At 66.3% G+C, this 24,270-nt stretch carries 18 protein-coding genes, 3 tRNA genes and 1 pseudogene; 8 read left to right on the forward strand and 14 right to left on the reverse strand.

What is annotated here, in order from left to right:
• Window positions 1-4 precede the first annotated feature (4 nt).
• Window positions 5-487 (forward strand): hypothetical protein, encoded by a 483-nt coding sequence (locus AC5P7X_RS04195; RefSeq protein WP_005416092.1) that lies wholly within the window; start codon window positions 5-7, stop codon window positions 485-487.
• Window positions 488-600: 113 nt separating this feature from the next.
• Here the strand turns inward: AC5P7X_RS04195 and aceE are convergent.
• A pseudogene (gene aceE, locus AC5P7X_RS04200) lies at window positions 601-894 on the reverse strand (pyruvate dehydrogenase (acetyl-transferring), homodimeric type); the annotation flags it as partial.
• 244 nt (window positions 895-1,138) lie between these two features.
• Window positions 1,139-1,438: a hypothetical protein gene (locus tag AC5P7X_RS04205; protein WP_053499112.1), complete on the reverse strand. Its 300-nt coding sequence runs from the start codon at window positions 1,436-1,438 to the stop codon at window positions 1,139-1,141.
• A 139-nt stretch (window positions 1,439-1,577) separates the two neighbouring features.
• On the opposite strand from AC5P7X_RS04205, the gene AC5P7X_RS04210 reads away from it, so the two are divergent.
• From AC5P7X_RS04210 to AC5P7X_RS04225, 4 genes are all read left to right on the forward strand, one after another.
• Window positions 1,578-2,093 (forward strand): RNA polymerase sigma factor, encoded by a 516-nt coding sequence (locus AC5P7X_RS04210; protein WP_329841784.1) that lies wholly within the window; start codon window positions 1,578-1,580, stop codon window positions 2,091-2,093.
• Window positions 2,090-3,112, forward strand: coding sequence for a FecR family protein (locus tag AC5P7X_RS04215; protein WP_329841785.1), 1,023 nt, complete (start codon window positions 2,090-2,092; stop codon window positions 3,110-3,112). The genes AC5P7X_RS04210 and AC5P7X_RS04215 overlap by 4 nt, the downstream gene beginning before the upstream one ends.
• Before the next feature lie 141 nt (window positions 3,113-3,253).
• On the forward strand, window positions 3,254-6,193 hold the full coding sequence (locus tag AC5P7X_RS04220) for a TonB-dependent receptor (protein WP_329841787.1): 2,940 nt from the start codon (window positions 3,254-3,256) through the stop codon (window positions 6,191-6,193).
• 10 nt (window positions 6,194-6,203) lie between these two features.
• Window positions 6,204-7,799, forward strand: a complete 1,596-nt coding sequence (locus AC5P7X_RS04225) for an alkaline phosphatase D family protein (protein ID WP_329841789.1) — start codon at window positions 6,204-6,206, stop codon at window positions 7,797-7,799.
• A gap of 109 nt (window positions 7,800-7,908) precedes the next feature.
• Here the strand turns inward: AC5P7X_RS04225 and AC5P7X_RS04230 are convergent, their stop codons facing one another.
• Entirely contained in the window at window positions 7,909-10,017 is a 2,109-nt protein-coding gene (locus AC5P7X_RS04230; RefSeq protein ID WP_329841790.1) for a phosphocholine-specific phospholipase C, read from the reverse strand.
• Window positions 10,018-10,025: 8 nt separating this feature from the next.
• The gene (locus tag AC5P7X_RS04235; protein WP_188248749.1) at window positions 10,026-12,404 is read right to left on the reverse strand and encodes a TonB-dependent receptor domain-containing protein; all 2,379 of its coding nucleotides are present in this window, start codon (window positions 12,402-12,404) and stop codon (window positions 10,026-10,028) included.
• Window positions 12,405-12,638: 234 nt separating this feature from the next.
• Here AC5P7X_RS04235 and AC5P7X_RS04240 point away from each other — a divergent pair, with 234 nt between their 5' ends.
• A complete protein-coding gene (locus tag AC5P7X_RS04240; protein ID WP_495214442.1) occupies window positions 12,639-14,084 on the forward strand; it encodes an OmpA family protein in 1,446 nt (481 codons plus the stop codon).
• 12 nt (window positions 14,085-14,096) lie between these two features.
• On the opposite strand, the gene AC5P7X_RS04245 is transcribed toward AC5P7X_RS04240, so the two are convergent.
• Together AC5P7X_RS04245 and AC5P7X_RS04250 are read right to left on the reverse strand one after the other, a co-directional pair.
• Window positions 14,097-15,023, reverse strand: coding sequence for a c-type cytochrome (locus AC5P7X_RS04245; RefSeq protein WP_171958205.1), 927 nt, complete (start codon window positions 15,021-15,023; stop codon window positions 14,097-14,099).
• Window positions 15,020-16,366, reverse strand: coding sequence for a c-type cytochrome (locus tag AC5P7X_RS04250; protein WP_134955202.1), 1,347 nt, complete (start codon window positions 16,364-16,366; stop codon window positions 15,020-15,022). The genes AC5P7X_RS04245 and AC5P7X_RS04250 overlap by 4 nt, the downstream gene beginning before the upstream one ends.
• A 182-nt stretch (window positions 16,367-16,548) precedes the next feature.
• Between AC5P7X_RS04250 and AC5P7X_RS04255 the strand changes: the two genes are divergently transcribed.
• Window positions 16,549-17,667: an alpha/beta fold hydrolase gene (locus AC5P7X_RS04255; protein ID WP_329841793.1), complete on the forward strand. Its 1,119-nt coding sequence runs from the start codon at window positions 16,549-16,551 to the stop codon at window positions 17,665-17,667.
• 81 nt (window positions 17,668-17,748) lie between these two features.
• Here AC5P7X_RS04255 and AC5P7X_RS04260 read toward each other — a convergent pair whose 3' ends face one another.
• Window positions 17,749-18,888 carry an MFS transporter gene (locus AC5P7X_RS04260; RefSeq protein ID WP_253137469.1) on the reverse strand — a complete coding sequence of 380 codons (1,140 nt, stop codon included), beginning with the start codon at window positions 18,886-18,888 and terminating at the stop codon, window positions 17,749-17,751.
• A 169-nt stretch (window positions 18,889-19,057) separates the two neighbouring features.
• Window positions 19,058-19,759 carry a pirin family protein gene (locus AC5P7X_RS04265; RefSeq protein ID WP_005409043.1) on the reverse strand — a complete coding sequence of 234 codons (702 nt, stop codon included), beginning with the start codon at window positions 19,757-19,759 and terminating at the stop codon, window positions 19,058-19,060.
• A gap of 139 nt (window positions 19,760-19,898) precedes the next feature.
• Here AC5P7X_RS04265 and AC5P7X_RS04270 point away from each other — a divergent pair, with 139 nt between their 5' ends.
• The gene (locus tag AC5P7X_RS04270) at window positions 19,899-20,819 is read left to right on the forward strand and encodes a LysR family transcriptional regulator (protein WP_346607980.1); all 921 of its coding nucleotides are present in this window, start codon (window positions 19,899-19,901) and stop codon (window positions 20,817-20,819) included.
• A 598-nt stretch (window positions 20,820-21,417) separates the two neighbouring features.
• Here the strand turns inward: AC5P7X_RS04270 and AC5P7X_RS04275 are convergent.
• The 6 genes from AC5P7X_RS04275 to AC5P7X_RS04300 all read right to left on the reverse strand — a co-directional run bounded on the left by AC5P7X_RS04275 (window position 21,418) and on the right by AC5P7X_RS04300 (window position 24,268).
• Window positions 21,418-21,494: transfer RNA gene (locus AC5P7X_RS04275), tRNA-Arg, on the reverse strand.
• A gap of 32 nt (window positions 21,495-21,526) precedes the next feature.
• Window positions 21,527-21,603: transfer RNA gene (locus AC5P7X_RS04280), tRNA-Arg, on the reverse strand.
• 69 nt (window positions 21,604-21,672) lie between these two features.
• Window positions 21,673-21,749 (reverse strand) — tRNA-Arg (locus tag AC5P7X_RS04285).
• Complete coding sequence (locus AC5P7X_RS04290; RefSeq protein WP_053500057.1) at window positions 21,740-22,666, reverse strand: alpha/beta hydrolase family protein; 927 nt, start codon at window positions 22,664-22,666, stop codon at window positions 21,740-21,742. The genes AC5P7X_RS04285 and AC5P7X_RS04290 overlap by 10 nt, the downstream gene beginning before the upstream one ends.
• On the reverse strand, window positions 22,663-23,472 hold the full coding sequence (gene thiD / locus AC5P7X_RS04295) for a bifunctional hydroxymethylpyrimidine kinase/phosphomethylpyrimidine kinase (protein ID WP_053500055.1): 810 nt from the start codon (window positions 23,470-23,472) through the stop codon (window positions 22,663-22,665). Before thiD ends, AC5P7X_RS04290 begins: the two co-directional genes overlap by 4 nt.
• A gap of 127 nt (window positions 23,473-23,599) precedes the next feature.
• The gene (locus tag AC5P7X_RS04300) at window positions 23,600-24,268 is read right to left on the reverse strand and encodes a YoaK family protein (RefSeq protein WP_053500054.1); all 669 of its coding nucleotides are present in this window, start codon (window positions 24,266-24,268) and stop codon (window positions 23,600-23,602) included.
• Window positions 24,269-24,270 lie beyond the last annotated feature (2 nt).

Below are 24,270 nucleotides of genomic sequence, written 5' to 3' on the forward strand. Positions count from 1 at the left end.
ACGTATGAAGCTGTTGTCCGCTGTGTTGTTGTGTGCGTGTTCGCTGCCGGCCGGGTCGGCGCTGGCCGTGGAAGCGTCCCCGTCGCCGCTGCTGGGGCGCTGGTCGCTGGACACCGCGACCTCGGCACTACCCGAGGCGCAGCGTCCGAAGCAGGTGGTGCTGGAGTTCAAGGACGCCGGCGGTGGCCGCTGGAGCTCACACGTGGATATCGTCCTGCACGACGGCAAGACCATGAAGTCCGACGGCACGTTGGCGCTGGATGGCACGCCGGGTGCCCTGTCCGGCACCTACGGCGCGGACAAGGCAAACCTGAAACTGCCGGCCCCGAATACGCTGGTGATGCAGTTGGTGGATCACGGGACGCCCGCCTCCACCCGCATCTACACCGTGGCGGATGACCGGGCGACGATGACCGAGACCAAGGCGTTCTACGGCCACGACGGCACGCCGATCCTGCAGACCAATCTGTTCAAGCGCATGCCGTAGCGATGCTGCGTTCACCAGGCTCGCACAACGGGCGTGGTGAACGCAGCCGCCTTACACCGCGGACGGATCGTGCTTGCCAGTGTCGATGCCGTACTTGTCGATCGCGTCCTGTATCCAGCACGCAGCACCATCACCATCGCGTTCCAGCGGATCATTGCGTTCAGGCGGCGCTCGATGGCCAGGTCACCGGGATAGGGCGGCTGGCGTTCGGGCGGGATGGTATTGACGTAGGCCGTCCATGCGCGGGTATGCAGGTCGCCGTGCTGTTGCGCGTCCAGATCGCTCAGCTGGTTGATCAGGTAGTGCGCGCGTGGCCGGCCACCGGCCTGCATCACCGCCTCCAGCGATTCACACCACTCCCGCGCTTCCAGCGGGTCGGTATCGAAGGGGATCAGGGCTTGGTTCATGACTGTCTCCAGAGGGCGCCGTTTGGACGTCTGCCTGAGCGACAACACCATCAGGGCGCACAGCACTGGAGCGGGGTCGCAACGGCAATGCCGTGACGCGAAGGGCGACCGTGGCGGCCACCGAGAAGACAAGCGTAGGCCTGGCCCCGCGGCTTCGATAGGCGGGCCCGGCTTGGGTCTCTGGCAAGCAAGGGTTGGTGCCGGGCGCCGCATCATGCGCGGATGCACTGCGTACCGCCGCTGATCAGGCCGGGTACAGTCCAGGCAGGAACATCGGGATGACCGCCACGCCGGCGCACAGCAGGCACCAGGCGACGATGGGCAGCCAGCGCGCCAGACGCTGGGCCGGTTCTGGTACGCGACCGCCGCCGATCCACAGCAGCAGCGTGAGCACGCCCAGTGCATAGGCGAGGGCGACGATCACCGGATGCACATGGATGACCCGGCTGGGCGGCCACATCTGCTGCTGGTAGGCGGTGGTGTGGGCGACCAGCAGCAGGAACAGCAGGCTGCTGAAGGTGTGGATGGCGGTGCGTGCGTTCATTGCTGGGCACTCCTTGTGCCGGCTGCCGGGACATTGCAGGGGCGGCATTCTAGCGGCTGCCTGCCGGTCGTTGAAACGCCACTGTCATCGATGGCGGTCACCCTGCTGGGCTTTCCAGCCTCGGGGTGGTTGGCCGGCCGTGAACAGCGTGAGGATCTGGGAGAAGAGCTACGAACTGCGGCGCCGGCTGCTGCGTGGCTTCTTCCTGCGTCGCGGTTCGGCCAGCGAAGATGCCGAAGACCTGGCGCAGGAGGTCTATCTGCGGCTGCTGCGCAGCACCGGCGAGGATGCCGACGCGGTCCAGAACCCGGAAGCCTACCTGTTCACCGTGGCGGCCAACCTGGCGCGCGAGCACGCCCGCGTGCGGTCGTCGCTGCCGCCGCTGGAAGACATCGATCTGCTGGCCGAAGTGCTGAAAAGCGAAGAAGACATCGAGCGCGAATTCGAGCGTGCGCAGCGCTGGAACGATATCCGCAGCACCATCGCGCGGTTGCCGGCGACCACGCGCCGGGTGATGGAGCTGCACTACCGCGACGGGCTGGACTGCCCGGGAATCAGCCAGCAGCTGCAGGTGTCGGTGCACATGGTGCGCAAGCATATCGGCAAGGGGCTGGAGGCCTGCAGGAAGGCGCTGGGCGCCAGGGAGCTCACATGAATCGGTATCCATCACGCAGGCCTGACGACGAGGTCGCACGTGAGGCGGCGCACTGGTTCCTGTGCAATCGCGAGGGGGTGCTGGACAAGGCCGGGCGTGTCGCGTTCCTGGACTGGATGAAGCGCTCGCCCGAGCATGTTCGCGCCTACATGCGCGCGCTCGCGTTGCACCGGCAGGTGGGCGAGGCGCTGCAATCGCCGTTGGCTGATGAGGCGCTGGTGCCACCGCGGCAGGTCGCCGCCAAGGTGGTGCCGCTGTTCGGTCGTGCGCACGCGCCGCCCCGCGCCGCGCTGCGTCGCGGTCGCGTGCGCTGGTGGACGGTCTCTGCCGCGGCCTGTGTTGCCCTGATCGGCGTGGGCCTGGTTTCGCAGGTGATGCCCACCGAGCAGCTTTACAGTGCCGGACAGGGTGAGCTTCGCGACCTGGTGCTGCCCGACCAGACCCAGGTGCGGCTCAACGCGGACAGCCGACTGCGGGTACGCATGGGCTGGTTCAGCCGAAAGGTGGAGCTGCTGCAGGGGGAGGCCACGTTCGACATCGCCCGCGACCGTCGTCCGTTCGAGGTGGAAGTGAACGGCCTGGAGATCCGGGATATCGGCACGGTGTTCGATGTATCGCGACGGCTGCAGAGCACACGCATCGGCGTCGTCTCCGGCGAGGTCGAGGTCTGGAGCCAGGGCGCGGGTGCCCACCGCCTGGCCCAGCTGGAGCAGGGCCGGGTGGTGCAGGTCGATGCGCGAAGCCATGCCGTCGAGTCAGTGGACATGCCGCTGTCGATGCTGCTGGACTGGCAACAGCGCAAAGTGTCCTTCCTCGATGAGCGGCTCGATGAGGTGGCAGCTGCCTTCAACCGGCACAACCAGGTGCAGGTGCGCGTGCTGGACGAAGGCGCGGCATCGGCACGGTTGTCCGGCAGCCTCGATGCGCATCGCATCGGTGCGCTGCAGGCCTTCCTCGAACGCGACCCACGCTTCGTGGTGAGGCGCGAAGGCGACACAGTGCGGGTCGGCAGTCGCTGAGGCCCGCGCGGTGGTGGGCTGTCAGAAAAAATTCATCGAATCCGCGTTCTCCACTTCGGTGGATGCGGGCTCTTACTTGGAAGAAGCCGCTGCCGAGCCACGCAGCGGCGCCTGCTGCCTTCTCTCTTCCAAGGACCCGTGATGCGCAACACGCTCTACCTGTCGATCATCCTCGCCCTGTCTCCCTGCAGCGTGCCAATGGCGGCCGCGGCCGCGGCCGCTGCCGATGGCCTTGAAGCCCGCGTGTCGGCGCCGATCGCGGCGCAACCGCTGGCCCGTGCACTTGAGCAGTTGTCGCGCAGTTCCGGCGTGCAGTTCCTGTACTCGGGTAGCGGTGAAGCGCACATGGCCGGGGCTGTGCCACGTGGCGCCACCGTCAAGCAGGCGTTGGACGCACTGCTGGCGGGTACCGGCCTGGGCTACACCGTGGTGGATGGCAATGTCATCGCCATCGATCCGGCACCCGCACGCAACGCGCCGAAGCCAGCCGCGCCGATGCCGCGCGAGGCCGGAGCGGTGGTGGCGCCGACCCTGGACACGGTGAAGGTGATTGCCGCGCACGAGGTGATCGACCAGAAGAAGTCGTCGCCGGTGATCAAGGATTCGGTGGTCTACGACGAGATGGACAGCTACGGCGACGAGACCCTGGCCGAGAGCCTGATGGCCGCTCCAGGCCTGAGTGCGGTGGAGGATGCTGGTGAGCCACGTTACGTGACGGTACGCGGCGTGCAGGCCAACCTCAACTACACCACCATCGATGGCATCGCGATTGCCAGCGTGGGTGGCAGTGGCTCCGGGGAGCGCATGAACAACCTGCAGCTGATTCCCAGCGACATCGGCACCCGTACCGACATCTACAAGAGCTTCAGCGCGGAGCAGGCACCGGATGCGATCGGCGGTGTGATCGACATCATCAGCCGCAGTGCTTTCGACCGGTCGGGCAGGTACGTGTTTGCCGACGTGGCAGGCATCTATTCCACAGCCGAGACCAACGTCGAGCGCAGCGCTGGCGGCAACCACGAGACCCTGGGCCATTTCGGCAAGAGCGCCAAGATGGTGTTCTCCGACCAGTTCGGCGCCGACCAGGAGTTCGGCATCGTTGCGGTGGCACGCTATGAGCAGCGTTCACGCAACAGCGTCAAGCGCTGGGTGGAGTCGAACTACTACTACAACGACGCTGGAAAATACCTCACCGACGGCACCACCGGTCCGGACGAGGCCAAGGGCTGGAACGGCCTGCGTGCGCCTGGCAACTTCAGCACCGGCACCTATACCAACTTCATCACCAACTTCGGTGGCTCCGCCAAGCTTGAGTGGAAGCCCTCGGATGATCCGTTCTACGCATCGCTGTTGCTGTACTCGTACCGGTTCTACGAGAACTCGACGATGAACAAGACGGATCTGTATGGAAACGCCAAGTTTCCGATCCGCAACCAGACCGAGGACAGCGGCACCACGCAGATCAACAGCATTTACATCAAGAACCGACACGACCGCTGGGACCGCAGCAACCGTGGCGCCATCGCCAGCTTCAACTGGGACATCGGCGACCGTTCGCGCCTGACCCTGCGCGGTGGCCACACCGAAGAGACCTTCCATAACAGCCAGGTCTACTGGGGAGTGCGCGCCTACCCGAGCAATCTGTTCGTTGACTACGAAAACGACAGCCACGGTTTCCCCAATGCGGTGGCGGTTTCCGATTCCAGCCTGCTGACCAGCTCCGCGTTCAAGCTCAATCCGGCGCAGGCCTATGTCTCTCCGCGCGATGCCAAGGAGAGCATCGACAACCTGCGCGCGGACTTCAGCTACAACATCGACGCCGATGCGCGTGGCTTCGGCCTGGCCACCGGTGCCGAGTACCGCCACCTGAAGATCTGGCAGGACATCGACTTCGACTACTTCAAGAGCAGCGCCACGCTCAACGACTACCTGTATCCGGGTTCGACACTGCTGGGCAGCGTGCCCGGCTTCCCGCTGATCGACAACCGCAAGTGGACCGAGGAACTGCTGCCGAAACTGGGCAGCAACAATGCGGCGTATCCGAATGCCAACTTCACCAGCGACTACAAGTACGTGGAGGACATCACCAATGCCTATGTATCCGCGCACTACGCCTGGGACCGGCTGCTGCTGATCGGCGGCCTGCGCTACGACCACACCCGCTTCGATGCCTACAGCCCGTTCAGCGATGATGGCGGCGCTACCTATACCTCTGCGTTCCGCAACACGAGCGGTGGCTACAACAACCTGCTGCCCTCGTTGAACGCAACCTTCAAGCTCACCGAGGACCAGCGCCTGCGCTTCTCCGCCAGCCGCACGCTGGGCCGGCCGACGCCGAGCAACATCGCCCAGGCCACCAGCACCAGCTGTGGCGACGACGAGGAGGGCAGGGGCTTCTGCACCATCAAGCAGGGCAATGCCGATCTGCAGCCGCGCCGTTCCACCAACATCGACCTTGCATGGGACCTGTACTTCAACGGCAACAACGGCCTGGTCTCGGTGGCGTTGTTCGACAAGGTGATCAAGGACGACATCTACACCCTGACCACCTTCGAGAACGTGGGTGATACCCGCTACCGGGTCACCCAGCCGATGAACACCGACGAGTCGAAGCTTCGTGGCGTCGAGTTCGCGGTGGCCAATCGCAATCTGCAGTGGGGCCGCCAGCGCTTCGACATGTACTTCAATGCAACCCGGCTGGAAGGCCAGACCAACTACCGCATCAGCGACGGCACCGAGCGTCGCCTGGATCGCCTGCTGTACCAGCCGGACTGGTCGCTCAATGGTTCGGTGATCTGGCGCATGCCATGGAGGAGCGCCCAACTGCGCCTGTCCGGAACCTACCGCAGCCGGATGCTGGTCGACTTCGGCGACACCGAATGGCTGGATTCGTACTACGACCCATACCTGACGTTCAACATGGCTTTCAGCCACAAGGTCGGCAAGCACGTGACGCTGAAGTACGAGGCCAAGAACCTGTTCAACACCCAGCCAACCTACAGCACCGGTCCGAACGGGCGTTTCCGAACCGAGATCGACGACTACGGCCGCTTCTTCTACTTCCACATCATCTACAACTGAGGGCACAGCCGTGGATACGATCAATCGCAGGCGATTCCTGGCGCTGGCCGGCCTGTCCGCTGCCGGTGCCTGGATGGGCACGGCACATGCGCTGGCCGCGCGGGCCGATGCCACCGCGCTGAACCCGCGCAACCTGCTGGCCAAGCCGCGCTTTGCCAGCACACCTTTCACCCTGGGCGTGGCCTCGGGGGATCCCTCGGCCGATGGCATGGTGCTGTGGACGCGCCTGGCGACCGAGCCGCTGGTGTTCGGCAGTGGCATGCCGGCCCGGCCGATGCTGGTCGATTGGCAGCTGGCCGCGGACGAAGGCATGCGCAAGGTAGTGCGCCAGGGTTCGGCGATGGCGCATCCCGAACTCGGTCACGCCGTGCACGTGGAGCTGGACGGGTTGGCGCCCGGAAGGCCCTACTGGTACCGCTTCACCGTGGGTGGCCATGCCAGTGCGGTCGGTTGCACCCGCACGCTGCCGGCAGCCACGGCAGCGGTGGATCGCGTGCGCTTTGCGGTGGCAGGTTGCCAGCACTACGAAGAAGGCCACTACACCGCGTGGCGGCGCATCGCCGAGGAACCGCTCGACTTCGTCTTCCACTACGGCGATTACATCTACGAAGGCGAAAGCCAGCCGGGCCTGCGGAAGATGAACGGCCAGCCGTTCACCAACCTGCGCAACCACGTCGGCCCGCAGATCTATACGCTGGATGATTACCGCCGCCGCTACGCCCAGTACAAGAGCGATGCCGACCTGCAGGCCGCTCATGCATCGGCTCCCTGGTTCGTCACCTTTGACGACCATGAAGTGGACAACAACTGGGCCGGCGCCGAAGACCAGGACGATACGCCCAGCGAAGTGTTCCTGCTGCGGCGCGCGCAGGCGTTCCAGGCCTACTACGAGAACATGCCGCTGCGCCGTTCGGCGTTCCCGCGCGACGGCCACATGCAGATGTACCGGCGCGCACGCTACGGCACGCTGATGGACCTGCACCTGCTCGACACCCGCCAGTACCGCAGCAAGCAGGTGAACATGACGCTGCGCGAGGAGGTGGAATCGCCGGAGCGCAGCATTGTGGGGGCGAAGCAGGAGCGCTGGCTGTTCGATGGCCTGTCCGATGCCGCGCCGCGCTGGCATACCATCGCCCACCAAGTGGCGCTGGGCAACTACATGCGCGAGAAGGACGGGGTAGTGCAGTCGTCCGATGACCAGTGGTCGGGCTACCTGGACAGCCGCCGGCGCCTGCTCGAGCACATCCAGAAGGTGGGCTTCGGCAACGTGGTGACCGCCTGTGGCGACGCGCATCGCCACTATGCCAGCGATCTGGTGCAGGACCACCGTGACTCGGGCGTGATCTCCAGCGAGTTCCTCGCCACGTCGATCACCTCCGGGGCCGATGGCCAGGGCGTGGACGCGTATGCCAGGAACCAGCTTGCACACAGCCCCTATCTGAAGGCGACCATCGACAAGCGTGGCTATGTGCTGTGTGATGTCACCCGTGATGCGTGGATCGGCGACATGAAGACGCTGGATACTGTGATGCAGCCGAATGGCGTGCTGCAGAGCTGGAAACGCTATGCGGTGGAGCACGGCCGGCCGGGGCTGCAGGAGGCCTGAATCTGCCGATCTGCCGCGTAGAGCCGAGCCCATGCTCGGCTGCTTTGTCGGGGCAATGCGACCAGGGCGAGAAGCAGCCGAGCGTGGGCTCGGCTCTACAGAGGGCTCCTCAATCGTGCTCGAACCGCAAGGGCTCGCTGCCCATTGCCGGATCACTGGTGCCGGGGCGCCCATCCTCGGCGCGGCCGGCCAGTCGCAGTGCACTGTCGCCCGCACCGATGCGCAGGTCGTACCACCCTGCGGTGGGCGCCGCGTCCCATGCCACCGTGGCCTCAGCATGCGCCGGCAGCGCCAGCGCCTGCTCAGGCATGTGCCCGGCATAGGCACCGGCCTGCACCCGCACATTCTGCGCGCTGTTGTGCAGATTGCGCAGGTGCAGCCGCAGCTGGCCGTCCGCGCGATCGATTGAAGCCTGCACGGCAGGAGCCTTGAACGCACCCTGGAAGTGGCGGTGGAAGCCGTTCGGACCAAGCAGCCAAAGGTCATAGCGGCCCTGGGCGTCCAACGGCCAGCGCTCGCGCAGCGGCGTACCTGGCAGCAGCGTGTAGCGGCGTGGTACCGCATCCAGCCGCAGCCGATCGTAGACATGCAGCACTGCCGCCGCGCCTTCGCAGGACAACGTCAGGTCCACGCCCGCAGCGTCGACCGCAGCGATCGATGCCTGCGGTCGATAGGGTAGGGCGCGCGCGGGACGTACACCGCTTTCCTGTTTCGCTGGCTTCAGCCCCTCCGGCAGCGTGGGCACGGTGCGCCCCGGCAAGGCAGCGGCGCGTGCGGCAACCGCACTCACGTCGGGCAGGCCGCGGACGAACGGGCGGGTATCGCGCTGGGCAAAGTCGAACGCATTGCTGAGGTCGCCGCAGACCGCGCGGCGCCACGGCGAGATGTCCGGTGCGGCCACGCCAAAGCGGCGCTCGATCAGCCGTATGACCGAGGTGTGGTCGTACACCTGCGAATCGACCCAGCCACCGCGACTCCACGGTGAGATCACGTACAGCGGCACGCGCGGTCCCAGACCGTACGGGCGCCCGCGCAGTTCGGCGAGATCGTACTTCTCGTCACCCGGTGCCGGGTGGCGGTGGTACTCGCCTTCGGTGCTGACCGAGGACACACCCGCCCAGCCACCGTCCACCGGCGAAGGCGGGGCAGGTGGCGGCATGTGGTCGAAGAAGCCATCGTTCTCGTCGAACATCAGCAGCAGGGCAGTGCGGCTCCATACCTGCGGATCGGCGGTCAGCGCATCCAGTACGCGCGCGGTATAGCCCGCGCCCTGGGCGGGACTGGAAGGACCAGGATGCTCGCTGCCTGCCGCGTCGGCGATGATGAAGCTGACCTGCGGCAGGCGCCCGTCAATGACGTCCTGGCGCAGCTGCGCCAGGCCGCGCGTGCTGACCCCGCGCGCGCGAAGCTGCGGGTCATGCCCCGGCGCCGCGCGGTGGGCCTGGCGGAAGGCCTCGAAGCCCGCCAGCGGGTTGTCGGTGAAGTTGTCGGCCATGTCCTGGTAGATCTGCCAGGACACGCCGGCCCTCTGCAGGCGCTCGACATAGCTGGTCCAGCGGTACGACGCCGGGTACCCGCCCTGTTCGGGAAAGTTGTCGTGCGAATTGGCGATCACCGGGCCGCCGGCACGCGCATGCCCATCGTTGTGGCCGGTCCACAGGAACACCCGGTTCGGGTTGGTGCCGGCCTGCATTGCGCAGTGGTAGGCATCGCAGATCGTGAAGGCATCGGCCAGGGCGAACTGGAACGGCAGGTCGCTGCGCTGGAAGTAGCCCATCGAGTGGTTCTGCTTGGCCTTCGGCCATTGCCCCATGCGACCTTGGTCCCAGGCGCGCTGCGCATCGGGCCAGGTATGCGGCGTGCCTTCCACGCGCATGTAGCCGAAGTGCGCGGCGGTATCCAGCGGGAACGGCGCGATCGCGCGCTCGCCGCTGGCATCGGGCTGCAGCCACAGGCTGCGGACGCGGCCACCTGCTTGCAGCGCGGCGGCCGGGGCGACGAACCGATCACCGAAGCCACGTACGCCCGGCAGCGTGCCGAAGTAGTGGTCGAACGAGCGGTTCTCCTGCATGAACACCACGATGTGCTGCAGGTCTTCCAGGCTGCGCGTCTGCGCGGCGGGGGCGATCGCGGCGGCCCGGGCGATGCTGGGCAGCAGTGGAGAGAGGCCGGCGGCAACGCCGGCCTGCAACAACCGGCGTCGGCCGATATCGGTCACAGGCTCACTCACAGGTCTACGCGGAAAGAGATGCCGACGGTGCGCGGAGCGCCGATGAAGGCGTTGTCGCGCCCGTCCACCCCTGCAAGATACCGTTTATTGGTGAGGTTGCTCACCACCAGGTTGGCGCCCATGCCCTTCAGGCGCGGCGACAGGCCCTGCAGGTCGAAGCCGATGTTGGCGTTGAGCACGGTCGCCGACGGCAGCTTGTTGACGTTGGCGGCGTCGAGATAGCGCGTGCCCAGGTAACGGCCGGACAGGCCGAAGTTCCAGTTCTCACCCTGCCAGTCCGCCGACAGGACGAGGGTCTGTTCGGGCTGGCCGATCACCTTGGCGCCATCGACGATGCCCAGCTGGGTATCGCGCGCGGCATCGCCGCTGCCGAGGTACTTGGAGCGGTTGTAGGTATAGGCGGCGTTGAGGCGCCAGCCGTTGTCCCAGCCGTAGCCGAACGCGGCTTCCAGCCCGTTGCTCTCCACGCCGCCGAAGTTCTCGTAGACGCCGTCGGTCTCGCCGAGATAGTCGATGCCGCTGACGAAACCTGCCGGCAGGTAGACGATGCGATTGTCGAACTTGATGTTGTACAGGGTCACCGAGGCGGTCAGCGGCCAGCGGCTGATGCGCATGCCCACTTCAATGTTGTCGGCGGTCTCCGGCTCGACGTTGCGGAAGCGCTGCGGGTCGGTCTCGCCGAGCACGCCGGAAGGAATCGCGGCGAAGTTCTGCGAGAAGCCGGCGAACAGCTCCATGCCTTCCACGCCCGGTGCCCAGGTCAAGCCGGTGGACAGCAGCGGGTCGGACCTGGAATCGGATTTGACGTGTTCGCTGGCACCGATCACGCGGCGGCGCGACTGGTCGACGAAGAACTGCTTCACGCCCAGGCGTGCGCTGAACGGCCCGAATCGCGCCACGTCCTCGACGTAGTACATCTGCTCGTCAACCTTGTACTTGTCCTCGAACTGTACCCAGTACGGCTGGTGGTCGAAGGCGATGTCCTGGCCGACGTTGAGCAGGCGATGCCAGTCGCGGCGCGCCGAACGGTCCAGCTTCTCCACCCACAGACCGCCACGGATCGTGTTGTCGACCGTGCCGAAGGTCTGCCGCCACTCGACGTCGGCGGTCACGCCCATGCGGTCGTTGTCGTAGTGCGTGTGGCGATACGACTGCGCGCCCAGCACGTTGCCGGCGTAGCAGTTCGGATCGTATTCGGCGGTGAAGCCCAGCCGCGGCGTGCAGTTGGCCAGGCGCTGCGCGGCGCTGCCGTCGGGATTGACGAAGAAGATCTGGCCACGGTTGCTGCCGCCGTACACGGTTTTTCCACCGATGTACTCCGACTCGGGGCGGCCCGCACCGTCATCGCTGACCTGCGCCAGATAGGGAGGCAGCCAGTCGCCACGACCTTGCATGCGGTGCCCGTAGGCGGCCACCGAGGCCTTGAAGCCGTTGCCACCGTCGAAGGCCGCGCGCAGGTAGCCGAAGGTGTTCTCGCGCAACGCACGCGAGCCGGAACGGTAGTTCTGGTCCAGGTAGGGAATGCCGGTGAGGGTACCGACCAGGTTGTCGCGATCCGGATTGGTCGCGAAGCCCTTCGGTGAGACGCTGGTGTATTCCGGCTCGTCGGCATCGTTGTAGGACAGGTAGCCGGTCAGGGTCCAGCGATCCAGTTCGGTGATGAACTTGCCGGCGATGTGGTCGTTGCTGGTCTTGCCGCTGCCATCGATCCAGTCATGCACGCGCGCCGACGAGGCACTGACCCAGGCGCGGGTGTGGCCGCCGAGCAGGCCGGTGTCGTAGCGCACGTAGTACTTGCGCGCATCGTTGTCACCGGCGCCGACCACGAAGCGCAGGCGGCTGTCCTGCAGCGGGTCGCTGGTAAGGAAGTTGAGCGTGCCGCCCAGGGCCTCGTTCGAGCGCGAGGAGATATCGGCAGTGCCCTGGCTGACTTCCACCGTTTCCAGGTCGAGGGTGTCGATGTAGCGGTTGGCCAGCGAGCCGCCGCCGTAACCCGAACCGCCGTTGGGGAGGCCGTCGATGGTAGTGCCGATCTGCTGTGTGTCGCGGTTGGTGACAAAGCCACGCATGCTGATCTGCGTGCCCCACACCGATGAGCCGGTGGCATCGGCTTCGCTGACCACCACGCCGGGCACCTCGTTGAGTGCATCGTTGACGCTGCTCATCACGGTCTGCCGGTTCAGCGTTTCCGCGCGCACCGATGTCTTGGCGTAGCTGGTGGCCTGCCCGATCACCTGCACCTGATCGAGGGTGCGGGCATCGCTGCTGCGCGCTTCGGCCGCCTCGCCCTGCGGTGCTTCGGCCAGGGCGTCCAGTGCGGGGGCGATCAGCAGGGCCAGCAGCGAGACACGGGGAAAACGCGCAATCGTTCGCATCGAAACCGGACCTTCAGAGGGAGGAAACCCCGGAGTGTCGGCAGCGCCAATGACATCGGCATGACGTGGCAGCGCAGGAACGATGGCACTGTGGGGGCGGTCACGGCCTTCGGGTATGCTCGGCGCTTCAATGGACCTGAGGTGGTGGCGATGCAGAAGCGATCGAAGATCTGGCTGGGCGGGGCAGCCCTGGTGTTGCTGGCAGGATGCAACCGGGCGCCCTCGAATGGAGAGGTGGCACCGCCCGCGCCAGCCACGGCGGATGAGACCGCAGCAGCGGCCGCCGCCCCGGCCGGTTCAACAGCCGCCGCCGATGGCGCCGCGCTCACCGACCGTGAGGGCAAGGCTGTGCCGCTGGTGCCCTTCGACCCAGCCAGCGTGCCGCTGAGCGACGCCGCGCTGGGCGAACTACCGTTCTTCAGCCTGCCGCAGGGCTATGCGCCGCAGAACGCACCACACCCGCGGGCATGGGCCCGCTTCCCGTTCCGCATGGGCGAGGGGGTGCATTGGGTGGAAGGCCCGAGCTGGTCGGCGCGCATCGTGGCCGACAGCAACAACGCTCCGGACAAGACATTCTCCGCAATGGAAGTGCAGCGCAACTTCGATGGCGTGATCACCGCTGCCGGTGGCCGCAAGGTGTTCGAAGGCGAGCTGCTGCGCGACATCTACTACGGCCCGCAGCTGGAAGGCGAGATTGGTGGGGGCTTCATCGACGCAGTGAACGGTGAACAGGACGCGCCCACCACGGTCTATGTGCTGCGCCAGGCCGACCGCACCGTGTGGGTGCAACTGGCGGTGGACAGCAATGGCGCCGGCCTGGTGGTCGTGGATGAAGTGCCGTTCAAGGCCACCGCGCAGTGGTCGGACAGCTTCCCGCATCTGTCCTTGCCCGCCGGTTATCGTGACCGCAACAAGGCCGAGCAACGTGATTTCGATGCCTTCCCGTTCTGGACCGGTGATCGGTTCGAACAGGTTGAGGGCCGCACCTTCGCGGCTGATTTCGACAAGGGTGAGCGCGAGTACTCGATGCACGAAGTGCGCCGCAACCTTGAGGCGATGATGGCCCAGGCCAACGGCACCAGGGTATTCGAGGGACGCATCCCGCATGAGGCGGCCGAGAGCGTGCCGAAGCAGGTGCAGTCGTCCTACGGCAACGCGGCCAGCTACAGCTGGGACAACCATGACACCGTGGTCTACCGCGTCGATCTGGCAGACGGCCGCCAGGTCTGGGTACACGCCCGCCTGGAATACCTCAGTGCCGGCTGGGTGGTGGCCGAACGCACGGGCTTCACCCAGACCGCGGCGCTGTTGCCGGCCGATGCGCTGAAGAAGAAGCTGGACAGCGACGGCCGCGTGGCGATCCAGGTCAACTTCGCCACGGACAAGGCGCAGATCCTGCCGGCCTCCGAACCGCAGCTGGCGCAGGTGCTCGAGCTGCTGCGGGCTGATCCGGCGTTGAAGCTGTCGATCGAAGGCCACACCGACAACAGTGGTGCCGCAGCACGTAACCGCAGCCTGTCGGAGGATCGCGCGGCCTCGGTGGTGGCCGCGCTTACCGCAAAGGGCATCGCCGCCGACCGCCTGCAGGCGGCCGGATTCGGCGCCGACAGGCCGGTGACTGACAACGGCAGCGAAGAAGGCAAGGCACGCAACCGGCGGGTCGAGCTGCTCAAGCGCTGACCCACGGGGTGCTCAGTACCGCGCGTCCTTGGGTTTCGGGTCGCGCGGCCAGTCCTTGCTCTTGTTGGCGAAGTCCGGCCGCGGCTGGTTGATGAAGTAGCTGGCGATGTCCACCGCATCCTGGTCGGGCATCACCTGCTGCCCCAGTGGGGGCTCGCGGGTCACCGCCGGCGGCATGTTGTGCTTGACGAAGCCGGCGGCCTTGTACAGGCGCGCCATGCCGGCGCCGATGTTGAAACTGTGGTCGCCCCACAGCGGCGGGAAGGCGATGTCACCGCTGGCGTCGCGCCGTCCTTCGCCGTTGTCGCCATGGCACGCGGCGCACTGCACGGCGTACAGTGCCTGGCCACGGATCGGGTCCGGGGCCAGCGTGCTGTCGATGGGCCCCTCACTGGGGGCGGACACCTTTGCACCCTCTGGCACAGGACTGCTCAACCACGCCATGTAATCGAGCATCGCGCGCATCTGCGGCGAGTCCTTCGGCAGAGGCTTGCCGTTCATCGAACGCTGCAGGCATCCGTTGATGCGCTCGGTCAGCCCGATCACCTTGCCCGGGCGCGGCATGTAACGCGGATAGGCGCCGCCGCCTGTGTTGAAGTAGTGATTGCCGAAAGGCCGCTTGCCTTCGGCCATGTGGCACGAATTGCAGTTCAGATCGTTGCCGACATTGTCCGGCAGCAGCCGTGCAGTCTCGTTGAGGAGGCGGCGGCCGAGCATCACCGATTCGGCATTGCCGAGACCGGCGATCTCCTCGGCACTCGGCGCATGGTAGTGGCCGACCACTTTGCCCTGCGCATCGAGGATATCGATCGTGCTGGCCACGGCGGCATCCAGGTCCGGGTACAGATGACGGTAGGCCAGGGTACCGGCGCCGGTCAGCACCATTAGGGTGATCGCACTGCCGATCAGCAGGCGCAGACGCGTGCGCGAACGCTTCATTGTGCGGCCTCCTGCGGAACGTAGTGCACCGGCTTGTCGCGCACCACCCGACGCATGCGCGCCACGTCGACCTCGCTCACTGCGCTGGCCTGATTGCCCCAGCTGCTGCGGATGAAGGTCAGGATCTGTGCCAGCTGCGCGTTCGGCAGCTGCTCGAAGCCTGGCATGCTGAAGGCCATGCGGTCGTGCCGGGTATGTGGTGTGCGGCCGCCGATCAGGGTCACCTGCACCAGCGAGCTGGGGTCATCGGCGAACACGATCGAGTTGCCCGCCAGCGCCGGATAGACGCGGGCCATGCCGCGGCCGTCGGCGCGGTGGCAGGCCTGGCAGTGCTCGGCATAGGCCAGCGAACCGGCCACACGATAGTCGCCGCTGCGCAGTGCGGCGGTGGTGGTGTCGGTACCGGGGGACCACTGCGAACTGCGGCCCTCACGCGCCGGCAGCTGTTTCAGGTAGCGGGCCATGGCCAGCAGGTCGGCGTCGGACAGGTACTGCGTGCTGTGCTCGACCACGTCGGCCATGCCACCGAAGGCCGCCGATCGATCAGTGCGCCCGGTGCGCAGGAAGTCCACGATCTCACCCTCGCGCCAGCTGGCCAGACCGGTCGATTCGCTGCGCAGGTTCTTCGCGTACCAGCCTTCCAGCACCGAACCGGACAGGAACTGGCGGCTGCCATCATCGGCCATCGCCTTTTCCTGGAACGCCAGCCCGCGTGGCGTGTGGCAGGCACCGCAATGCGCCAGGCCTTCCACCAGTTCGGCACCACGCTGCTGGCCGGCGTCCAGCGACGGATCCGGGCTGAAGCTGCGTGGGCGTGCGAACAGCAGTTGCCACCATGCCAGAGGCCAGCGCATGTTGGCGGGCCATGGAATCGTGCTGTCGGCGTTGTCCTGCTTCACCGGCTGCACCGAGCCCATGAAATAGGCGTACAGCGCCTTGATCTCGGCGTCGCGGGCAATCACGTACGAGGCGTACGGCATTGCCGGATACAACGGCTGGCCATCGTGACGGATGCCGCGACGTACCGCGCGTTCAAAGTCGGCGTAGTCGTAGGCGCCGATGCCGGTTTCCGGATCGGGGGTGATGTTGGTCGAGTAGATCGTCCCCATCGGCGTCTGCATGCCGAGGCCACCGGCGAACGGCTTGCCGCCCGGCGCGGTGTGGCAGGCCGCACAGTCGGCGGCGCGCGACAGGTACTGCCCCTGTGCGATCAGCGCCGGGTCGTGGATGTCGACCTGCGCGGCCTGCCGAGGTGCGAACCAGTAGGGCGTGCTGCGGGCGATGCCATAGGCGGCGGCCAGCGTGGCGGCCAGGGCAATGGCGAGCTTGAACGAGGTGCGCATGGGGGCACTGTGGGCAAGCATGCCGGCGTATTCATTGATCCGGATCAATGCCGAGGTCGATCGCGCCATTGTGACAACCTGAATCGATCCCGCATTGTCATCAAGCCGTCATCCACGCGCGATAGATGGCCTACGCCCGCGTCGTTAACCTGCCACGCTGTCGCATCCTTTCCCGATTGCCCATGAAGCGCCTGCTGCTGTTGCTGCTGGCGTGCGCCGGCCTGTGGCTGGCTGCATGCTCATCCTCGATCAACGCCTCGTCTACCTCGCTTGCCGACCGGCTGATCGCGCCAGGCGGCGTGTCGACCCTGCTCGATCGCCCGCGCATCGCCGCGGCCATTGCCGGGCTGCCCAACCGCCATGGCTTCGCAGCGGGTCGCGATGGCGTGCCGATCTTCTGGCGCGTGTTCGACCCCGGCGACTACGGCGCGCGGTACCACTACCTTCCGCAGCGTCATGAGAACGGCCAGCCTCTTGATACCGGCCTGAGTCTGGCCGTGCCACAGCCGTTCCGCGCGCAGGCGCCACGCGGCACCGTGGTGCTGCTGCATGGGTGGATGATGAATGGTGATTCGATGCTGCCATGGTCGCTGCAGCTGGCCGAGTCCGGCTACCGCGTGGTCACGCTCGATCTGCGCAACCATGGCCAGTCCGGTGCAGGTCCGTCCGGCTATGGCACCTATGAATCGGATGACGTCGTCGATGTCATCGGCGAGCTGCGCGCGCGCGGCGAAGTGACCGGCCCGCTGTACCTGTTCGGTGTGTCCTATGGTGCGGCCACGGCGGTGTTCACCGCCGACAAGCTGGGTGACCAGGTGGCCGGCGTGGTGGCGATGGAATCGTTCGCCAATGCCGGTGCGGCGATCCGCACGATGATCCCGCACCTGATGGGACTGCAGCCGGAGGGCCTGAAGGCGCAGGCGGTGGCGTCGTACGCACGCTGGCGCTATGGGGGCCAGGACATCAACCAGGTGATCGCCGCCGCCAGCCGCCGTATCGATGTCGATCTCGACCGTGTCGACGTCGCGCGTGCGCTGGCCGATACCCGCGCCTGCGTGCTGCTGCTGCACGGTCAGGGTGACCAGCACATTCCGGTCAGCCAGGGCCGGCAGCTTGCGCAGGCCAACCCGCGCGCGCACTACATCGAAATGCGTGGAGAGGACCACATCACCCTGCCGCTGCGGCTGGACCTGCTGGCCGGCGTGGTGGATGACTGGATGGCGCGCGACGAGCACCACCCGCAGAGCGCGTGCCCAGCCCCACAGCTGCCGGCCCAGGCCGAATGGCTGGCACACGGCTGAAAAAAGGGGACGGAGGGGATTAAGTCGTTTGCAGCACACTCGGGGCAGATGCGACTTAATCCCCTCCGTCCCCTTTTTCTGTCAGGTCACGCGCCGTGCCAGTGAGCGGGCGGAGGCGGCTACGCCCAGCAGCAGTAGGGCGACGCACAGGAAGGCAAAGCCGAGGCTGGTGGCATGTGCCACTGCGCCGATCGCCGCCGGACCAGCGAGGATGCCGGCGTAACCCAATGTGGTCACGGCAGTGATGGCGATGCTCTCCGGCATCACCCGCTGCTGGCCTGCCATCGAGAACAGCGCCGGCACGATGTTGGCGCAGCCCAGCCCGACCAGCACGTAGCCGGCCAGCGCCACCGGAAACGAGGGCACAAGCGTGGCCAGGGTGAAGCCTGCCGCGGCCGTGATACCGCCGAAGACCAGGGTGCGGGTGCGGCCGAGGTGCTCGACGATGCCGTCACCGAACAGGCGCATTGCCGTCATCGCCAGGGTGAACAACGCAAAGCCGGCCCCGGCCTGGTCACGCGGCACCTGCCGCACTTCGGCCAGGAACACGGCGCTCCAGTCCAGCATCGAGCCCTCGGCGAGGAACACCACGAAGGCCAGGACGCCGATGAACAGCACCACGCCATGCGGCAGTGCCAGCAAGGGGCCTTCGTGCAGGATCCGTTGCGGACGCCAATGCGGCGCCGACAGCATCGCAATCAGCAGCAGTGCCACCACCGAAACCAGCGCGGCCAGCCACAGCGGCGTGCCGAGGATCAGCAGCCCGGTCATGCAGCCAGCACCGACGAATCCACCGATGCTGTAGAAGGCGTGGAAGCCGGACATCATCGCGCGCCCGGCATCGCGCTCGACCGCCACCGCCTGCATGTTCATCGCACAATCCAGTGCACCGACGCCGGCACCGAACACAAACAGTGCCGCGCCCAGCGACACCGGCGAGGGTGCCAGCACCAGCAAGGGCAGGGCGCACAGCATCATCGCGCAGGTGATCACCATCACCCGGCGGCAACCCAATCGCCCGGTCAGTGCACCTGCCAGTGGCATCGCCAGCAACGAACCCAGCCCAAGACACAGCAGCACGGCGCCGAGGCTGGCGTCGGACAGCCCGGCCTTGGCCTTGGCGTAAGGCACCATCGGCGCCCACGCGGCGGTGGCGAATCCAGGAATGAAGAAGGCGGCACGGGTGGCGTGCTGCTGGGCACGCGGAGATGAAGGCGTCATGCGAGGGCGGGTCCGGATAAACGCTGCCATGAAAGCGTTTCCAGTCGCATCGAGCAAGAGGCATTCGGGTCACCGAAGGCCGAATACGATTGCGGGCCGTCCATCAGGCGCCGCGGGCCCGGCGATGCCTTTCCGCACCGCCGGGCCACGTCTTCAGGACAGGGCGTGTTTACAGCGGCAGATCGAACACCAGCACTTCGGCATCGTTGCCGTTTTCCAGGGTCAGCTGGGCTTCGTCGCTGACCTGCAGCGCGTCACCGGCTTCGAGGGTGATGCCGTTGACCTGCAGCTGCCCACGTGCCACCTGCACATAGGCGCCACGGCCGTTGCCGAGCGCATGGTGCAGCTTCTGGCCGCCATCGAGGATGGTGGCGAAGATGCGGGCATCCTGATGGATGCGCAGCGAACCGTCGGCACCGTCGGGGGAGGCAATCAGGCGCAGCTGGCCGCGCTTGGTCTCCGGTGCGAAGTGGGTTTCCTCGTAGGACGGAGTGATGTTCTCGGTATCCGGGAAGATCCAGATCTGCAGGAAATGCACGGTCTCGTCGGCCGAATGGTTGAACTCGCTGTGGGTGACGCCGCTGCCGGCGCTCATGCGCTGCACGTCGCCGTAGCGCAGCACCGAACCGGTGCCCATCGAGTCCTTGTGTTCCAGCGCACCGCCCAGCACGTAGGAGATGATCTCCATGTTGCTGTGGCCGTGGGTGCCGAAGCCCTGGCCGCCGATCACCTTGTCTTCGTTGATCACCCGCAGCGGGCCGAAGCTGACGTAACGGGGGTCGTAGTAGTTGGCGAAGGAGAAGGTATGGCGCGAGGACAGCCAGCCATGCTCGGCCAGGCCACGGGTAGCGCTTTTGCGGATCTGCAGCATGATGGAATCTCCTTGTTCGATGGTTTCGATGGGGCGGGGTGGTCGGTGACCGCTGTGTTTTCCCGTTGGAGAGAAGTATCCGCTTGCGTCCGGGGTTTGAAAAACGGATAGTTTTGAAAGCCATCATCGAAAAATTCGAATGCTCAAGCTCAGCCTCGATGCCCTGCAGATCCTGGATGCCATCGACCGCCGTGGCTCCTTTGCCGGCGCCGGCAAGGCCCTGCACAAGGTGCCCTCGACGATTTCCTATACCGTGGCCAAGCTGGAGGAGGATCTGGGTGTGCAGCTGTTCGACCGGGTCGGCCCACGTGCAGAGCTGACCGAGGCCGGGCGCGCGCTGCTGGACGAAGGCCGGCATCTGCTGCGCGCGGCCCGCGAGCTGGAGCTGCGGGTGCGCCGGGTGGCGTCGGGTTGGGAGACCGAACTGACCCTGGCGGTGGATTCGGTGTTCCCGACCTGGCTGCTTGGGCCGGATATCGCCGCATTCCGTGAGGCCGAGGCACCGACCCGGTTGCGGTTGATCGGCGAGGCCCTGTCCGGCACCTGGGAGGCCCTGCTCGACCGCCGTGCGGACCTGTTGGTCGGCGCGCCGGGCGAAGGGCCCAGTGGTGGCGGCTATGTGGTCGAGCCGCTGGGCACGGTGGAGTTCGTGTTCGCGGTGGCACCTGATCATCCGTTGGCCGCGGTGCCCGGCGTACTCGGTCGCGAACAGCTGGCCGAGCACTGTGCGATCGCCGTTTCCGATTCGGCGCGCAGGCTGCTGCCGCGCACGGTGGGCCTGTTGATGGGGCAGGAGATGCTGACGGTGCCGGACATGGCCAGCAAATTGAAGCTGCAGAGCGAAGGCGTGGGCTTCGGCTTCCTGCCCGAGCCATGCGCGCGTGCTGCGGTGGCGCGTGGCCAGCTGATGATCCGCGAGGTGGAGGAACACAAGCCGGAAGAGACCTTCTGGCTGGCCTGGCGCACCGGCGAGGATGGCGCGGCACTGCGCTGGTGGCGCGAGCGCCTGCGCAGGCCGGAGCTGCTGTCGCAGTGGTGGCAGGCAATGGCAAGGGGGTAGGCGTACGGCAGGGCTGCGCCCTGCACCCGCTACGATCCAGAGCAACAGCAACAGCAACAGCAGAAGCTGGTTTGCTGAGGGATGGCGGGGTGGGTCCGGTTGCGGGGGGCGCTGCAAGTACGTCCATGTAAGCTCGGTCGCCGCATCCATGCGGCTCACGCCCCCGCAACCGGACCCACCCCGCCTTCGACAGATTTCCGCGATCTGTCGGAACGGCATGGACCGCTGTTGGTAGGTGTCGATCTTGGTCGACACAGTAGATCCACGCCATGCGTGGATGCTTTTCGAGCTCGATTCGAAATATTCGATTCCGATGAAGATTCATCCACGCATGACGTCGATCCATCAGATCGCGAGAATCTGTCAGGGGTGGGGCGGTGTCGGAGTGCGGGGTGTCAGCCGCATGGATGCGGCTGCCAAGCCTACATGGACGTACTTGCGGCGTCCCCGCACTCCGACACCGCCCCGCCAACCCACAGAATGCCAGCTTTTGCTGTTGCCGTTGCCTTGGCTTGAAGCTTCTGCAGGTGCAGGGCGCAGCCCTGCCGAAAAACACGCATAAAAAAACAGCAGGCCGAGGCCTGCTGTTTCGGTGTAATGGTGCGCCCGGAGAGATTCGAACTCCCGACCGCCTGGTTCGTAGCCAGGTACTCTATCCAACTGAGCTACGGGCGCCAATTACATAAACTTGTTGTGTCGACTGTGTATGGTGCGCCCGGAGAGATTCGAACTCCCGACCGCCTGGTTCGTAGCCAGGTACTCTATCCAACTGAGCTACGGGCGCGCGGTACACAATCAACTTACTGCCTAATTTTACTGCATTTTCAGCGGCGGATGCTGAAAACCTGTCGAGTGGTGCGCCCGGAGAGATTCGAACTCCCGACCGCCTGGTTCGTAGCCAGGTACTCTATCCAACTGAGCTACGGGCGCCCTGCGACAGGAGCGGAATTATGCGGATGTCGGCGCACACCGTCAACAGTTTTGTGAAAATTTTCATCCAACTGAATGAAAAAGCTGTCCGCCACGGCATCCGGTGCCTTCAGCCAGGCGAAGTGATCGGCGCGCGTGCCCAGTTCCTGCGCGGACAGCACGCGCAGCTTCGCGTCCACATTCGGCAGCTTTGCCAGCAACGCCTGCATCGACCCGGTCGGGGCCAACCAGTCGTGTTCCATCAGCACGGCCTGGGCGCTGCCGTGCACGCGCGCCATCTGTGCGTCGAGGTCTTCACCCATGCCGGCGGCGGCGTAGTGGTTGTTCAGGCCGACGCGCGCCCAGTCGGCGATCAGTCCGCGTGCTTCGGTGCCACCGAAGCCGAGACGACGGCCATGCAGCACGCCCTGGCGCTGCGCGATCCACGGCAGGAAACGGTAAACCAGTGGCAGCAGCCAGCCGCGCGGTGGCGGGAATCCACGCCAGAACGGTGAGCCGCTGGCCGCCAACCACAAGTGGTGGAAATGCAGAGGGTTGCGGCCGGCATGCACGCAGGCCAGCTGCCCGCCCAGGCTGTGGCCACCGATGATCCAGGGCAGGGGGCCTGCTTCCTCGTCGGCGGCCGCCATGACCGCTTGGCTGGCCGGCAGATCCTGCTCGAGTACCTCCCGATAGCCCCAGTCGTGCGCGCGCGACGGGCGTAGTGAGCTGCTGCCGTTGCCGCGCCACTCATGCAGGTAGACCGCAACGCCCTTCGCTGCCAGCGCCTGTGCCAGCGGCAGGTAGTGGCGCGCGGCCACACCCAGCGCTGGCAGCCACAACAAGCGGGCGATGGCCTGTGCGGGCATGCAGGCCATCACTTCGTAGCGATGCCCGTCGTTGCACTGCACTGGAAGGAGGGCCGGCGTCAGGTTCATGCGTGCGGTGCAGCGCCGAAGTGGTCGAGCACCAGCACCTCGCTGCGGCCGGGGGCATAGCCCTGCTGCAGGCCGCGCGCAACGTAGTCGATGCCGGCTTCGCAGGCGTTGGCCAGGCTCAGGCCGTTGCACAGCTGCGCGGCGATGGCCGAGGCCAGCGTGCAGCCAGTGCCGTGCGCATCCAGCGGCAGGCGGGCGTGGATGAATTCTTCGCTGCTCACGCCGTCGAAGTAGCGGTCGATCACGCGGTTGCCTTCCTGCAGGTGGCCACCTTTCAGCAGCACCGCACCGGCGCCCAGGTCGAGCAGGGCGGAGGCTACCTGTTCGGCGTCATCGCCGTTCCCGATCTTCCATCCGGCCAGCAGCTCCGCTTCCGGCGTGTTCGGGGTGATCAGCGTGGCCAGCGGGATCAGCCGCTCACGCATTGCCTGCAGAGCGTTGTCTTCCAGCAGGCGCGCGCCGCTGGTGGCGACCATCACGGGGTCCAGCACTACGTGTGGCGGGCGATGGCGCTCCAACGCATCGGCGACGGCATTGATCACCTCGGTGTTGGCCAGCATGCCCAGCTTCACCGCATGGATGTCGAAGTCATCGAAGCAGGCATCCAGTTGTGCACGCAGGAAATCGATCGGCGGCACGTGCACGGCGATGACGCCACGGGTGTTCTGTGCGGTCAGTGCGGCGATCGCGGAGAGTCCGTGCACGCGATGTGCTGCAAAGGCCTTCAGGTCGGCCTGGATGCCTGCGCCACCGCCGGAGTCGGAGCCGGCGATGGTGAGGGCAGATACGGGAGTGGTCGGGCTCATCCAGCGATTGTGCCGTGGTCCGGCAGGGGAAGGTAGATCCACGCCATGCGTGGATGCCTTTGATCCGTCAGGCGGGGTCAGATCCCTTTTCCGCAGGAAAAGGGATCTGACCCCCAGAGTGCGGCCCTCAATGCCGCCAGCGCGCCCACTGCTGGTACACCACATAACCCAGGCCGGTCAGGCCGGTGAGCAGGGCGGGAGCAAGCAGGGCGTCGTACTGCCAGCGCGCGAACAGCCAGGCGCCGATCACGCCGCCGGCAAGGAAGCCACTGATGATCAGGCCGCTGAGGGTCAGTCGTCGCACCTGCAACGGCAGCCCGCGCAGCAGGTGGCCCAGGCCGATGCCGAGATCGGTGAACATCCCGCTGAGATGGGTGGTGCGCACCACCGCGCCGCTGAAGGTGGTAGCCATTGCATTCTGCAGGCCGCAGGCCATGGCGGCGGCCAGTGCACCCCAGATCTGGTGCTCTTCAAACAGCGGAATGGCCACCAGCAAAAGAGCCGATTCCAGCGCCAGTGCCACGCCGTAGCGCCGGCCCAGCTGCAGCGTGCTGTCCTGGATCAGCAGGCCGCTGAGCATCGCGCCCAGCGAGAACGCGATCAGCAGGCCCCACAGGTGGCCGACCGCGCGCCAGTCACCCTGGGCCAGTGCCATGCCGAGCTGGCTGGTACTGCCGGTCATGTGGCTGACCGCCTGGTGCTCGAAACCGAGGAAGCCGACCACGTTGACCATGCCGGCCACGCACGAGAGTGCGACCGCGCCGATCCAGACCCAGGTGGGCAGGCGTATTCCCATCG

This window comes from Stenotrophomonas sp. YJH_SMC_53 (assembly GCF_059369995.1).